Raw genomic sequence first — 15,287 nt, forward strand, 5'->3', positions numbered from 1 at the left:
ATTATGCTCCAGGAATGCAACATTCTTATGCACTTCAGCTCGCTGCCGTCATTTTCGTGCTCGCCTCTGGCTGCGGCCAAGGCGGCGGGACATCGACCGGCGGATCGGGCACCGGCGCGAGCGCGACCGGCTCGGGACAAGGGGGCGCCGGGCAAGGCGGCGCCGGGCAAGGCGGCGAGAACGTGGGGGGCGCGTTCGTCGGGAGTGGCGGCGCGGGGAATGGCACGGGGGGTGGCGGCGGCGGGCCCGAGGTGTGCGACGGCATCGACAACGACAACGACGGGACGATCGACAACGTCGACGTGGGCAACGACGGCATCTGTGATTGCCTGCGCATCGCGACGCTCGGGCTCCCCGGCCAGTGGGGCAATGGGGACGTGTTCGCCTCGTGGCTCGACGCCCGGAGCGACAATGGGGCCGTCTCCCTGAACGACCAGGTGCTCACGAAGGACCTGCTCGACAAGTATCAAGTCATCGTCGCGCAAAACCTGAGCGAGCTCGGCCGGACGTATTCGGCCGCCGAGGTCGCGGCCTTGAACGATTGGGTCAAGGCCGGGGGCGGCTTCATGACGCTCATCGGATATGCCGACCCCACCGAGCGGACGAACGTGAATACATTGCTCGGATCGTTCGGCATGAGCTACGGTGCGCAGCAGATTCTGCCGCAGAGCGGGGGAGCGACCATCCCCGTCACGAACTGGGTTTCCCATCCCGTGACGAACGGCGTGACGAGGATCGGCGTGGACAATGGATATCCGGTCGAGGGCATGGGACAAACGATCGCCACGGAGCAAGGATACGACCTGCTCAAGGCGCAGGACGTGGGCAGCGGTCACGTGCTCCTGTGGGGCGACGAGTGGATCACGTACGACAGTGAATGGACCGAGCACCCGGAATACCAGCTCGAGCTGTTCTGGCTGAATGCGATCAAGTGGTTGACACCTGCGAAGAATTGCCAGGTGAACATTCCAACGCCGAACTGACGTCGGTCCCTCGGCGTCCTCGTTCCTGCCGCGGCCGCGTCGACGCCCCTCCGATCAGCCGAGCGCTCCACTGTCTCCCTCACGAGCCCACACTTTCGCCTCCCCGTTCGTCCGCACGAACGGCAACGTCCGTTCCCACGTCGCGTCCGGCAGCGACCTGAGCCGTCCCATTTTCATCTGCAGCGCGCATCGGAGGCCCGGGAGCAGACGAATTGCGGTACGGCAAACGACCGACATGCTACGACGTACCTTACCGGTCATGTCGAAGCGCTCCCGGAACGCCCGTACGACGCACGAGCCGTCCGCGCTGCTCGTGCGCCTGTCGCCGGCGGTTCGGATGGGTCGCGGCAAAAACGGGCGAACGGACCGTGTTTTGAACACGGCGGCGTTCGTCCCTTCGCTGCCCTGCGGGCGACGGCCGTGGTCCCGATTGGCTGGAGCCGCAGCTCGTTGCGAGAGGGGGAGGTGATGGGCACGAAGGACCATGGCGAATCTTGCAACCAGCTCCGCGCGTCGTACCAGAGAGTTTCGATGGCATTCGGAGTGGCCGCGCTCGTGATCGCGGGGCTCGTGATGATGGGCTGGACCTTCGACGTCGAGGTGCTGAAGCGCATCGTGATGCGCTACCCGTCGATGAAAATGAACACGGCGGTATCCCTCGCGGCGATGGGTCTCGCCCTCCTCGTGCTTCACGCCGAGGAGAGAGCCAAGGTTCGCTCGAAGGAGAGAGCCATTGTCCTCCTGGTCTGCGGGGGCCTCGTGACCTGCGTGGCCGCCGCGACGCTCGCCGAATACCTTTGGGGGTTCGATCTTCATATCGACGAGGCGCTCGTCGGCGATGTGGAATCGGCCACTTCTTCGGTCCCGCCGGGGCGAATGGCGCCGATCACAGCGCTGAAGCTCTTGTCGCTGGGCGTTTCGCTGATCGTCATGCGGCTCTCCAGGCGCCGGAGCAGCCTGTGGCAAGTCCCCGCATTCCTCACCCTGTTCCTCTCCCTGCTGGGCCTGCTCGGGTATCTATACAACCCCCGCGCCATGGCCACGTTCTTCCCTTATTCCCCCGTGGCGATTCACACGGAGATTGCGATCGCGCTGGTCTCGCTCGGCCTGCTCTTCGCCCGGCCTTGCGTCGGCGTCATGGTCGTTTTCGCGAGCGACAAGCCCGGTGGCCTCATGGCCAAACGATTGCTGCCCGTGGCGATCCTGACGCTGGCGATGCTCGGCCTCCTCGTTCAGCTGGGGGTCACCCGCCGGATCTTCGATCTGCGCTTCTCGGTCGTGATCATCGTCGCGCTCGGAACGACCATCCTGTCGGCCATCATATGGCGGACCTCGGAGAAGCTCGACCGGCTGGACGAAGCGCGGGAGAAGGCGACCTATCACCTGAATCTCATCATCGAGCACGCCGCCGGGGCCGTCGCGATGTTCGATCGGGACATGAAGTACCTCTGGACGAGCCGTCGATGGCTCTCCGACTATCGCCTGGGAGAGGAGGAATGCGTGGGGAGGTCCCATTACGAGGTCTTCCCCGAAGTACCAGAATGGTGGAAAGAGGTGCACCGACGCTGCCTCGGCGGCGCGGTCGAGCACTGCGACGAGGATCGATTCGAGCGGGCCGACGGCAGCGTCACGTGGATCCGGTGGGAAGTTCGTCCCTGGCACGAGGACGGCGACGTGATCGGCGGGATCCTGATGTTCACCGAGGACATCACGCAGAGGAAGCTCGCGGAGGAGGCGCTGAAGAACGCGAACGCGGAGCTCGAGCGGCGGGTCGAGCAGCGCACGCAGCAGGTGGCTCTTCAAGCGGAGATCCTGCACAACATGGCCGAAGGCGCTTGCCTGGTGAAGGCCTCCGATGGGTCGATCGTTCATACCAATCCGAAATTCGAGGCCATGTTCGGATATGCGTCCGGAGAGCTCATCGGGAGACACGTCTCGATCCTGAATTGCGAGGACGCTTCCGGAGGCCCGGAGGCGATCGCGCGCCGGCTGACGTCGACCCTTCTCGCGCGAAATGTCGGGACCTACGAGATCCAGAACGTTAGGAAGGATGGAACTCCGTTCTGGTGTCGGACCACGGCGTCGCAGTTCCATCACCCCGAGCACGGGCTCGTCCTCGTCGCGGTGCACGAGGACATCACCGCGAAGAGGACGAGCGAGGAGGCGCTGCGACGCAGCGAGCAGAGGTATCGCGACCTCGTCGAGCTCGCGGCCGACGGGATCTTCGTCGTCGACACGGCGGGGCGCTGTATCGACGTGAATGGCGCGGGGTGCGCAATGCTCGGTCTCTCCAGGGACGAGCTCGTCGGGACGGCGATCGTCGACATGATTCGGCCCGACGCCGCGTCGCATTTCGAGGCAGCCAAGAGGCGCCTGTCGAAGCCTGGGACCGTCGACGTCGCCGAATGGAACCTGCGGAAGAAGGACGGCAGTTACCTTCCGGTCGAGGTCAGCGCGAGGCTCTGCCCCGACGGGAGGCTCTTGAGCTTCGTTCGCGACATCAGCGAGCGAAAACGGGCGGAGCGCGCGCGTGAGATCGCCGAGCGGCGCTATCGAAGCCTCGTGGAGAGCGCGCACGACGCGATCGTGGTCGTCGACGCCCGGGGCAACATCAAGCTCCTGAACAAGCAGACCGAGTCCCTGTTTGGGTACGAGCCCGAGGAGCTATTCGATCAACCGCTGGAGATGCTCCTCGCCGAGCGGTACAGGGAACAACACGTCCGCCAGAGAAACGAATACGTCGCGGATCCGCAGGCCCGCCCGATGGGCGCGGGCCTCGATCTTTACGCAGCGCGAAGGGATGGCAGCGAGTTTCCCATCGATGTCTCCCTGAGCCCGGTGGTCGTCGACGGCGAGCTGCAGGTCACGGCGATCATCCGGGACATCACGGCGCGAAAGAACATCGAGACGCAGCTCCGTGAGGCGATCCGGACGCGGGAAGACGTCGTGGCCATCGTATCGCATGATCTCAAGAATCCGCTCACGGCCATCCTCGTGAACGCGCGTTTGCTGAAGAGGATTCGCGCCGCCGATCCGGAGTCGAAGGCGCGGCTCTCGAAGATCGCGGACAGCGTCGACCGCTCGGCGTTGGTCATGCAGCGATTGATCATGAGCATTCTGGATTTTGCCAAGATTCAGTCAGGGACGTTCACCGTCGAGCCCGACATCCAGGATGTTCGATCGCTCGTCGGCATGTGCTGTGATTCCATTGAGGCCCTCGCCGCAGCGAAATCGATTCACGTCACGCAGGAGCTCGATCCCGACCTCCCGCGAATCCTGGCGGATCACGACCGGATCATGCAGGTCTTCTCGAACCTCCTGGGCAATGCGATCAAGTTCACGCCGGAGGGGGGCATCGTCACGGTCCACGCCCACAATTCGGGTCCATACCTCGAGGTCTGCGTCTCGGATACCGGCCCCGGCATCCCCCCATCGCAGCTCCCCTACATCTTCGAGCGTTACTGGCAGGCCAAGGAGATGGCGAGGCTCGGCTCGGGGCTCGGTCTGGCGATCGCCAAGGGGATCGTCGAGGCGCATGGGGGGAGGATCTGGGCCGAGAGCAGGCTTGGACATGGCAGCACGTTCCATTTCACCGTGCCCACGGCCGAATCCGCGCGATGGAGCGCGAGCGCATGATTCCGTTCGCCCGTCCGCCGGGCGAATGGGGCACCACCGACGACCTCCCCGACGAGACACGGCGGCCGCCGAAGCAGGGTTCCCCCGCCCACCCTCCGCGGTCTATTCTCCCGCCATGCGCGAGAACGACAGCGACGGCGTGGGGACCTCGCCGCTCTACACGCGATTCTTCGGCTGGCGCCGCTGGGCCGTGGGCACGGTCGTCGTCCTCGGCGTCATGCTCCTGCAAACGCTCCCCTCGGTCCTCAGCCGCCAGCCTGCCGACGACCTTGCCCTTCGGCTCGCTTTCCTCCTCGTCACCGTCCCCCTCCTCATGTTTGCCCTCTCCGCGAGCTTCCATTGGGCCACCCGAAGACGGCTCACCTCGGGACGAACCCTCCTCGTCAGCCTCCTCGTCGCGGCCGTCGTCGGCGTGGCTTCCACCCTGGCCATCGTCTTCGTGGCACTGAGCTTCCCGAGCCTCGGCATGCAGCCGGAGCGCCGCGCTTCGTACACCCTCCTCGCGGTCTTCGGCGCCGTCTACGGCCTCTTCATGTGCGGCTTCTGGGCCCTCGCGTTCGTGTATCCCTTCGCCGCCGAAGACGCGCGCCTCCGCGCCCTTGAAACCGAAAAGCTCAAGCTCGAAGCCGAAAAGCTCCGCGCCGCCGCCGAGCTCGCGCACCTCCGCGCGCAGCTCGAACCCCATTTCCTCCTGAACACGCTGAACGCGATCGCCGGCCTCGTCACCCAGGATCCACGCGAGGCCCGCCGCCTCCTCGCTTGCCTCGGCGATCTCCTCCGCGACGCCCTCCGCGACGCCGACGAAATGCAGACCCTCGACGAGGAGATCGCGTGGCTTCGCCGGTATGCCGACATCCTCGAATCACGCCACGCCGGCTCCCTCCGCTTTCAATGGGACATCGAGCCCCCTGCCGAGAACGTCCTCCTCCCGCGCCTCCTCCTCCAGCCGCTCGTCGAGAATGCCGTCAAGCACGGAGCCCTGCGCCGGCGTGGCGGCCCTGGAACCGTCCTCGTCCGTGCGGTCGTGACCCTCGCCGAACACGGGGCTGCCCCGCGCCTCGTCTGCACGATCGAGGACAATGGCCCCGGAATTCCCCAGACGCCCCCGCGCTCCGGCGCGTTCGGCTTGCGCGCGGTCCGGAGGCGCCTCGCGCTCCGATATGCCGACGCCGCCCTGCACCTCGAATCCCTGCCCGACGGCACCCGAGCCATCGTCGAGCTCCCGTGCATTTCATCCCCCGGAGAGCTCGGGGCTCGCACGTGAGCATGCCCGTCGCCCCCCGAGCGCGCGCTCGGGAACGTCGAAATGCTGCTTGCCAACGCGGCCGGCCTCCGCCGCGCCTCCCCGCTTCGTCGCCACCAGGGCCCCGCTCGTAGGGGGGATGCCGCGGCTCGTCGGATGAACGTCGCTGGACGGGCGCCTGCCCGCATTCTTCGGGTCGAGCTTCCTTTCCACATTCCGGAATGGATCCCCCGATGGAGGTGTTCCAGTGACTCGTCTTCGAATCGCGCAGCTCGCTTCCGCGCTGATCGGCTTCTTCGCGCTCCTGCCCGCAGCCTCGGCCCGGGACAAGGGCCATCGGTTCGTCGCGACGGTGCACGGAGGCGCCGGCACGGAGGCCGGCGTCGGCGCCACGATGGAGCTGCGGCTCCTCGACGCCATTTGTCTGGGCGGTACGTTCGATTATGGCGTCAACTACGCCGGCAGCTACGGCACGTATCGGTACCTCGGCCCGGCCGTGCACGGGAGCTGGTCCATCCGGCTCGCGGAGATCTTCGAGCTCCGTCCCTTCTTCGGCGCGCGCTTTCCGATGGAGCTCCAGACCGTGAACGTGCCCGATTACAAGATCGTGGACAACCACAGCGTCGCGTTCACGACGGGGCTGCGCACCGCGTTCCTGCTCGACTTCTTCGTGATTGGATTGCAGGTCGATTTCACGCCCCACGGGGTCACCTGGGAGCAGATCTCGACGGGCAATCGAATGGAGGAGGACGAATACTTCTTCCGCGGATCGTTCGTCGTGGGTGTCGCGTTCGGGCCGGACAAGAAAGAAGGCGAAGGCTCGCGCGGGAGCGCGCGGGGAACACGAAATCGATTCCTTGCGGCGTTCTAGCCCGCCTTCCCCTCTTGCCGGAACAGCTCGTCGAAGAGCCCCGCCAGACGATCGAATTGCACCGGCTTCACGAGGTGCGCGTCGAACCCGGCTTTCCGCGACAACGACCGATCCGACTCCTGCCCATACCCCGTCACCGCAATCAACCGGAGCCGCTCGAGCTCCGGCCGTTCCCTCAGCCGATGCGCCAGCTCGTAGCCGTCCATCACCGGCAAACCAATGTCGAGCAGCGCGATGTCGGGCCGAAACTTCTCGGCCAGACGCAGCGCGGACGGCCCATCCGACGCCACCTGCGTCTCGTGCCCCAAGCTCCCCAGCGACTCCGCCAGCAGCACCGCCGCGTCCTCGTTGTCGTCCACCACCAGAATCCGATGCCCCGCGCTTTCCCCGACCGGCACCGGCGCCCGCGGCCACGTCCGCATCACCTCCACCTCGGAGAGCCCCATCGCGCCGGGCAGCCGCACCGTGAATTCGCTGCCTCGCCCCTTCCCCTCGCTCCGCGCCGATACCGTCCCGCCGTGCATCGTCACCAGGTTCCGCACGATCGCGAGGCCGAGCCCGAGCCCTCCCTGCGCACGGTCGAGCGCCTGTCTGTCCTGCACGAAGAAATCGAATATCTTCGGCAGCACGTCCGCGGGGATCCCGATCCCGTTGTCGCGCACCCGGATCTCCACGTCCCGCCCCCGCCGCTCCGCCTCCACCGCGATCCGACCGCCCGGCTCCGTGTACTTCGCCGCGTTCGTCAGCAGGTTCGACATCACCTGGGCGAGGCGCGTCCCGTCCCCGTCCACCACGAGGCCCCGCGAGGGCACCTCGACCGTCAGATGATGCCGCCGCTGCTCCAGCAGCGGACTCGCCATCTCGATCGCCTTCGCCACCACCTCCGCGATCTCGATGCGCTCCTTCTTCAGCTCCACCTTTCCCCGCGTGATCCGCGAGACGTCCAGGAGATCGTCCACGAGCTGCCCCAGGTGCTTCACCTGCCGCTCGATCACCGCTCGCTCCCGCGCGGCCACGTCGCCCGCGCGCATCCGCATGAGGTACAGCGCCGTCGTGATCGGCGCGAGCGGGTTGCGGAGCTCGTGCCCCAGCATCGCCAAGAACTCGTCCTTCGACCGGTTCGCCGCCTCCGCCAGGTGCCGCGCCTCCTGCTCTCGCACGAGCAGCTCCTCCCGCTCGCGCATCGCCTCTTCCAGCCGCTTGCGTGCCCGCACCCGCTCCGTCACGTCGACGGCCGCGCAGAGGAGCCCCTCCGGCACCCCGGACGCGCCGCGCACGGGATACAGGTTGAAGCTGAAGTACGACTCCTCCACGTGGCCGCTCCCGCGATCGATGTCGAGCCGCAGCTCGTCGGTCACATACGGGACGCCCGTCGCGTAGACCTCGTCGAGGATGCCGATGATCCGGTGGTCAGCGAGCTCCGGGAACACCTCGACGTACGCCCGCCCCGCCATGTTCTGCTTGCCCACCATCGCCTCGAAGCGCGGGTTTGCCAGCTCGTAGACATGGCGCGGACCGCGGAGCGACGCGATCGCCACCGGCGCCTGCATGAAGAGCGCGTGCATCTTCTCGCGCTCCCGCACCGCGCTCCTCCGCAGCGCCGCGAGCTGCAGGTGAATCGCCACGCGCGCCACGAGCTCGCGCGCGGAAAACGGCTTGGCGAGGTAGTCGTCCGCGCTCGCCCGCAGACCTTCGACGCGTGACTCCTCGCCCGCGCGCGCCGAGAGCATGATCACCGGCACGTCGCAGAGCGCCGCGTCGTCGCGCAGCGCCCGCAAGAGCCCGAAGCCGTCGAGGTTCGGCATCATCACGTCCGTCAGCACGAGGTCCGGCCGCGACGCGCGCGCGGCTGCGAGCGCCGCCGCGCCGTCCGCGACCGCCTCGACCTCCCAGTGCTCGCCGAGGATGCGCCCGACGTACGCGCGCATGTCGGCGTTGTCGTCGGCGAGCAGGACGCGCGCGCTCGGGTTCGACGCGAGCGCGCCGATCGGGGGCTCCGGGAGCAAGCTCGGCGCGCCCTTCGTGCCGTCTTCCTCGTCGACGCCGGGAAGCCACCGCAGCGCCTCTTCCACGTACGGCGCCGCCGCGCCGCTCCGGCTCGACGCCGGCGCCGGCACCGCGCAGACGCGCTCGGCGGGCAGGTGCGCCGCGCCGAACGGGACCCCCACCCGAAACTTCGTCCCCTTGCCGAGCTCGCTCGTGACCTCGATGCGCCCTCCGTGCAGCCGCACGAGCTCCTGCACCAGCGCGAGCCCGATGCCGGAGCCCTCGTGCGTGCGCGCCCGCGCGCCCTGGATGCGGTGGAACCGATCGAAGAGGCGCGGCAGCTCCTCCTCGGCGACCCCCGTGCCCGTGTCCTCGACCGTGAGCTCGACGTGGCTCCCCGCCGCCCGCAAGGCCACGCGGACCTCTCCCTCGAACGTGAACTTGAGCGCGTTCGAGAGCAGGTTCAGCACGATCTTCTCCCACATGTCGCGGTCGACGAAGACCGGCTCCGCGAGCTTCGGGCAATCGACCTCGAACGCGAGCCCCGCCCGCTCGAAGGCCGAGCGAAACGCGCTCGACAGGTCGATCGTCAGCGCCGCGAGGTCGGTCGGCTCGTACGAGGCGCGGACCCGACCGGCCTCGATCCGCGAGAAATCGAGCAGCGCGTTGACGAGCTTCGCGAGCCGCATCGTGTTCCGATGCACCCAGCCGAGGCCCTCGCCGGAGAGCGTCCCCGTGCCCGACGCGAGTGCGTCCTCGACGGGCCCGAGGATCAACGTGAGCGGCGTGCGCAGCTCGTGGCTCGCGTTGCTGAAGAAGGCCGTCTTGGCGCGGTCGATCTCGGCCAGCGCCTGGGCGTGCGCGCGCGCCTCCTCGTACGCGCGGACGTTGCGGATCGTCGTGACGACCTGATCGGCCGCGAGCCGGAAGAGCCCGCAGTACCGCTCGTCGAGCAGGCGATGCGGGCTCACGCCGGCCACGAGAAAACCGTAAGGCTCGGGTTGCCCGGTGTGCACGAGGGGCAGGACGATCGCGCGCTCCGGCGGGCTCCCCCAGCGGCTGCCCGGCAGGGCGCCGAACCTTCCGACGAGGTCGTCGACGACGACCTTGCGCCCTGTCTGCGCCGCCGCGGCGAGGGGCCACGCGGCCCGGGAGGTATCGCCTCGGAGCGGAAGCACCGCGGGTTTGGCGGGGCCTTCGTATCTGGCGAGCCCGCTCTCGCCGACGAGCTTCGCCTCGCCCTCGCGCGCGTCGGCGAGGTAGAGCAGCGCGAACGGCAGATCGGCCTCGTTCGACCCGAAGATCCGGGCGGCCGTGCGACAGGCCTCCTCGGCGGATGTCGCGTCGGGGGCGCGCGCCGCGAGGTCCCGCAGCATGCGGAGCTGCCGGTCGTCCTGGATCTGCTCGGTCGTCTCGTGCACGGTCACGAGCACGCCGCCCACGCGCCCGTCGTCGTTGGGGACGGGGCTGTACGAGAAGCTGAAGTACGTCTCCTCGACGAACCCGCGCCGCTGCATCCAGAGCAAGAGGTGCTCGCTCCACGTCGCGGGCCCGCCTTCGAGCACGCCGCGCGCCATGGTACCGCACACGTCCCAGATCTCGCGCCAAACCTCACCGCCGGGGGCGCCCAGCGACGCGGGATGTTTGTTGCCCAGGATGGGCCGGTAACGGTCGTTGTAGACCGCCTGGATGAGCTCCGGCCCCCACCAGATCAGCATCGGGAAGCGCGTGTTCAGCACGACGCCGACCATCGTCTTGAGGCTCGTCGGCCATCCCGACACGGGTCCGAGCGGCGTCCGCGACCAATCGAACGAGCGCATCAGCGCGCCCATCTCCCCGCCCCCGGCGAGGCAGGGCTCGACCGCTGAATCCTGGACATCACGCGGAGCCATCAATCCAGTTTTTAATGGACGTACGCCCGCGAGGCTAGCGCGGAAAAACCTGCCGTCCGGGACGCTCGCTCGGCTTATCGGCGCTCAGAACGCCACATTCGGGTCGATCCCATCCGCCTTCATTTTCACATCATCAGCCTTGTTCGCCACCGTCCCATTCGGATGTACATACCAGCCGGTCCCATCCTCGGCGTCCGGATCGTCACGCACCTTCAGGATGGTGAACATGCCGCCCATGTCGATCGTCGCGAACGGACCTTTGCCGCCGCGCATGGGGATCGCGTTTTTCGGGGCCGGCATCTTCATGTCGTCCATCCCGCCCATGCCGGATTGACCCATCGTCATGTAATCGGGCACGAGCGCCTGCACCCGCGCGTCGATCTTTTGCGCGTTCGCCCCGACCATCACGGGAAAACCGTGGCCCATCTGGTTCATCATGTGGTGGGTCATGTGGCAATGCATGGCCCAGTCGCCCGACTCCGTGGGCACGAACTCGATCACCCGCACGCTGCCCGTCGGCACGAGCACCGTCGTCTCGGGATACCGCGCCGAGACAGGGATCTCGCCGCCGTCGGTCCCCACGACCTCGAACGTCAGCCCGTGCAGGTGAATCGGGTGATGATCCATCGCCGACAGGTTCCCGAACCGCATGCGCACGCGCTCGCCCTTGCCCACGACGATCGGCGCCGTGCCCGGGTAGGCCTTCGCGTTGAACGTGAGCACGTTGAAATCGGTCATCTCGTTCGGATCCGGCCGCCGCGTGCCCGCGGGGATCGCCCATTCGTGCGTGATGAGCGCGAAATCGCGGTCCACCCGCGGCCCCTTCGGGTTCTTCGGGTGCACCACGATCATCCCCACCATCCCGAGCGCCATCTGGGTCATCTCGTCGTAATGGGGGTGGTACATGAACGTGCCCGCCTTGCCGAACGTGAACTCGTAGACGTGCGTCTCCCGCGGCTCGATCGGCTTCTGCGTGATGCCCGAGACGCCGTCCATGCCGTTCGGGAGGATCACGCCGTGCCAGTGCACGGTCGTCGGCTCGGGGAGCCGGTTCGTCACGTAAAACCGCACGCGATCGCCCTCGACGACCTCGATCGTGGGGCCGTGCACCCGGCCGTTGTACCCCCAGCAGTCGGCCTCGAGGCCGGGGGCGAGCGTGTGTTTGACCGGCATCGCCACGAGGTGGCCGATCTTCACGCCGTCCTTCTCGACGAGCGGCAACGTCGTCCCGTTCGGCGTCACGACCGCCGGCTGTCCTCCCGGGAAAGGCCCCGCGCGCCGCTGTCGTTTGCCCGCGTTCTTGTCGGGCGCGCCCTGGGCGAGCGCCTCGGAGGCCACGAGCGCGCCGCCGATCGCCGCGCCGATCTTCACGAAATCACGTCGATCCATGCTGCCTCCTAGTGCCCCTGCCCTTCGCCTGCGTCCGCCGCGCCCGCGCCCAGGCTGCCGACGCCCGGCGCCGCGAGCCCGAGCGATCGATGCCGCCCCGCGAGGATCTGCGCGAGCGCCGCGCGCGCCTTCCAGTATTCGAGCAACGTCTCCGTGTAGGCGATGCCCGTGTCCGTCACGCGGCGCTGCATTTCGAGCACCTGGAACACGCCGACCTGCATCGCGTTGTATTGCAAGATCGTCTCGGCGAGCGCCTTCTCCCGGGCGGGGATCAGCACGTCTCGAAAATGCTTCGCCCGTTTGCCCGCGGACTCCACGCGGTTCTGCGCCATTCGAAGGTTCGCGCGCACCGCCGTCGCCGTCGCCACGTACCGCTCCCGCAAGACGCCGAGCTCGCTCTCGGCGCTGATCACGCGGCCCTGCGCCCGATCGAACATGGGCAGCCCCACCGTCACGTGCCCGCCGATCTCCCAGCTCCGTCCGTCGTGCTCGCTGTGAAACCCGCCCGAGAGGTGCGGCAAGCTCCCCTCGGCGCGCGCCACCCCCACGCGCTTGCCCGCGGCCTGCATCCGGCCCGCGATCTCCGCGAGCTCGAAGCTCGCCGCGACCGCTTGTTTCTCCCCGTTCGCGTCGATCGTATCCACCTCCGGGGGCGGCAGCGGATCCGGCGCCGTCCACGAGGTCTGCTCCCCCGACAAACCAATCGCCAGGTTCAACCGCTCCCGCGCGTCGAGCAGCGCGTTCTCCGCCTCCGCGACCTCGATCCGCGACGCCTCCACGGCCGCGCGTTGCGTCGCGAGATCCACGTCCGGCAGGTTGCCCACGCGGTGGAGCTCCTCCGCCGCGGCATACCCGGCCTGGTAGGCGGCGAGCGCGCGCGACCGCAGGTCGAGCACGGATTGCCGCGCCTGCACGTCGTAAAACGCGATCCGCGCCCGATATCCCGTGTCGAGCACCTGCCCTGCCACGCGCACGCGCTCGGCCGCGAGCTCCGCCTCGGCCGCGCCCTTGCGCAAGGGCAAGAGGATCACCCGCGAGATGTCGTATTCGATTCCGATGTCGGCCTGCAGGGTCTGAAAGGGATCCTGCGGCGCGCGCAGCGAGACCTCGACCTCGGGGTTCGGCAAGAGCCCCGCTTGCACCACGCGGCCGCGGGCGATGCCGACCTCGTACATCGACGCCCGCAAATCCCGGTTCAAGAGGAGCGAGAGGCGCACGGCCGCGTCGGCATGCAAGGGTTTGCCGAGGAGGCGCGGCGCCTCGGCCGGATCCTCCTCCCAGCGCTCCTCGGACGGGAGCGCCACGGAGGCGCGCGCTGCGCCGCCCGGCGTCTTCCCGGCGCCTTGCGCGGCCAGAAACTCGTTCACCTCGCGCACGTCCGTGTCGAGCGCGCCGCGGCCACACCCGGCCGCGGAGAGCCACAGAAGCAGCGCGGAAACACCACGAATCAACCGCGAGCTCGTCATGATCGTTTCTCCCTCACGGCCCGTGGTGGTGATGGTGATGCCCGCCGTGCCCGCCATTCTGCGCGGGCTCGGCCTTCGCCGCCGGGGCGTCGGGCAAGACGCACGGCGCGCCCTCGGCGCAGACGCGCGCTTCGAGCGGGTCTTTCGCGGCGAGCACCGCGCCCACGGAGGGCCGCTTCGCAGGCGCGGCCGCGGGGCTCGCGGGAGATTCGGACCGGAAGGTCCGGGGGGCCTCGGCGGCGCAGGCGGCCGTCGCGAAGGCGAAGAGAAACGGAAAGGTGGAAAGCATCTTCATCGACGGAGGGGCGCGGACGAACAGGGCCGCCCGCGCGCGGCGAATGTAGCACCTCCGCGCGCTTCGCCAGGCCGGGGCGCGTCGAGTACACTCCGGCCGCGATGACCATCAGCACCTTCGATCTGTTCAAGATCGGCATCGGCCCCTCGAGCTCGCACACCGTGGGGCCGATGCGGGCCGCGCGCACGTTCGCCCTGGGGCTCGAGCAACGAGGGCTCTTCGAGCGGACGGCCAAGGTGAAGGCCGAGCTCTTCGGCTCGCTCGGCGCGACCGGCAAGGGCCACGGCAGCGACAAGGCCGTGATCCTCGGCCTCCTCGGTGAGACGCCCGACGGGGTCGACGTCGAGCGCGTCGAGGCGCAAGTGGCCTTCGTCCGATCCACGGGCCGCCTCGCGCTGCTCGGACGCAAGGAGATCGATTTCGCGCTGCCCTCGCAGATCCTCTTCTCCCGCAAGGCGCTGCCGTTTCACCCGAACGGGATGCGATTCACCGCGACGAACGCCGAGGACGAGGTCCTCGACGCGCGCGTCTATTATTCGGTCGGCGGCGGCTTCGTGGTCGACGACCCCGAGGCGGGCGCGGACGCGCCGAAGGAGGCACCGCGAGCCGGTTTTCCCTACCCATTCCGCACGGCCGCGGATCTGCTCGCGGCCTGCGCCGCGCGCGGGCTCTCCATCAGCGACCTGATGCTCGCGAACGAATCGATCTTCCGGCCCGAGGCCGAGACGCGGGCGGGGCTCTTGCGGATCTGGCAGGTCATGCAGGCCTGCGTGCTGCGCGGCCTGCGCACGGAGGGCACGCTGCCCGGGGGCCTGCACGTGCAGCGCCGCGCGCCCGGGCTCTACCGGAACCTGCTCGAAAACCCCGAGGCGGGCCTGCGCGACCCGCTGACGGCGATGGATTGGGTGAGCCTCTACGCCCTCGCGGTGAGCGAGGAGAACGCCGCCGGCGGCCGCGTGGTCACGGCTCCGACGAACGGCGCGGCGGGGATCATCCCGGCGGTCTTGCATTATTATCGCAGGTTCATTCCCCACTCGACGGACGACGGCGTCGTGCGGTTCTTGCTGACGGCGGGCGCGATCGGCCTGCTTTACAAGGAGAACGCCTCGATCAGCGGCGCGGACGTGGGTTGTCAGGGCGAGGTGGGCTCGGCCTGCTCGATGGCGGCGGGCGCGCTCTGCGAGGTGCTCGGCGGCAGCCCCGCGCACGTGGAGAACGCGGCCGAGATCGCGATGGAGCACAACCTCGGCCTCACCTGCGATCCGATCGGCGGCCTCGTGCAGGTGCCGTGCATCGAGCGCAACGCGATGGCCGCGATCAAGGCAATCCAGGCCGCGCGCCTCTCGCTCCGCGGCGACGGCCGCCATTTCGTCGCCCTCGACAAGGTCATCAAGACGATGCGGGACACCGGCGCCGACATGAAGGAGAAGTACAAGGAGACCGCGCGCGGCGGCCTCGCCGTGAACGTGCTCGAAGCCCCGATCGACCCCACGATCGACGTGAGCGTAGGTATTCCCGAATGCTAG

The 15,287-nt window shown here is 68.3% G+C and carries 9 protein-coding genes; 5 read left to right on the forward strand and 4 right to left on the reverse strand.

The genetic code is table 11. The annotated features are described in order from the left end of the window. Window positions 1–14: 14 nt before the first annotated feature. The 4 genes from QHF85_RS20180 (at window position 15) to QHF85_RS20195 (ending at window position 6,733) form a co-directional block, all read left to right on the forward strand. Window positions 15–983 (forward strand): hypothetical protein, encoded by a 969-nt coding sequence (locus QHF85_RS20180; RefSeq protein WP_281328870.1) that lies wholly within the window; start codon window positions 15–17, stop codon window positions 981–983. A 531-nt stretch (window positions 984–1,514) separates the two neighbouring features. Continuing rightward, complete coding sequence (locus QHF85_RS20185) at window positions 1,515–4,619, forward strand: PAS domain S-box protein (RefSeq protein WP_281328871.1); 3,105 nt, start codon at window positions 1,515–1,517, stop codon at window positions 4,617–4,619. 115 nt (window positions 4,620–4,734) lie between these two features. Beyond that, window positions 4,735–5,883 carry a histidine kinase gene (locus QHF85_RS20190; RefSeq protein ID WP_281328872.1) on the forward strand — a complete coding sequence of 383 codons (1,149 nt, stop codon included), beginning with the start codon at window positions 4,735–4,737 and terminating at the stop codon, window positions 5,881–5,883. Between the two features lie 226 nt (window positions 5,884–6,109). Further along, on the forward strand, window positions 6,110–6,733 hold the full coding sequence (locus tag QHF85_RS20195; protein WP_281328873.1) for a hypothetical protein: 624 nt from the start codon (window positions 6,110–6,112) through the stop codon (window positions 6,731–6,733). On the opposite strand, the gene QHF85_RS20200 is transcribed toward QHF85_RS20195, so the two are convergent. From QHF85_RS20200 to QHF85_RS20215, 4 genes are all read right to left on the reverse strand, one after another. After that, window positions 6,730–10,611 (reverse strand): ATP-binding protein, encoded by a 3,882-nt coding sequence (locus QHF85_RS20200; RefSeq protein WP_281328874.1) that lies wholly within the window; start codon window positions 10,609–10,611, stop codon window positions 6,730–6,732. The two genes, QHF85_RS20195 and QHF85_RS20200, sit on opposite strands and share 4 nt — an antisense overlap. Window positions 10,612–10,695: 84 nt before the next feature. Continuing rightward, window positions 10,696–12,000 (reverse strand): copper oxidase, encoded by a 1,305-nt coding sequence (locus tag QHF85_RS20205; RefSeq protein ID WP_281328875.1) that lies wholly within the window; start codon window positions 11,998–12,000, stop codon window positions 10,696–10,698. 8 nt (window positions 12,001–12,008) lie between these two features. Then, window positions 12,009–13,466 (reverse strand): TolC family protein, encoded by a 1,458-nt coding sequence (locus QHF85_RS20210; protein WP_281328876.1) that lies wholly within the window; start codon window positions 13,464–13,466, stop codon window positions 12,009–12,011. 13 nt (window positions 13,467–13,479) lie between these two features. Further along, window positions 13,480–13,761, reverse strand: a complete 282-nt coding sequence (locus tag QHF85_RS20215) for a hypothetical protein (protein ID WP_281328877.1) — start codon at window positions 13,759–13,761, stop codon at window positions 13,480–13,482. A 101-nt stretch (window positions 13,762–13,862) separates the two neighbouring features. Here QHF85_RS20215 and QHF85_RS20220 point away from each other — a divergent pair, with 101 nt between their 5' ends. Beyond that, the gene (locus tag QHF85_RS20220; protein ID WP_281328878.1) at window positions 13,863–15,287 is read left to right on the forward strand and encodes an L-serine ammonia-lyase; all 1,425 of its coding nucleotides are present in this window, start codon (window positions 13,863–13,865) and stop codon (window positions 15,285–15,287) included.

Origin of the sequence: Polyangium sp. 6x1, assembly GCF_029946515.1 — a bacterium.
Taxonomy (GTDB): Bacteria; Myxococcota_A; Polyangia; order Polyangiales; family Polyangiaceae; genus Polyangium.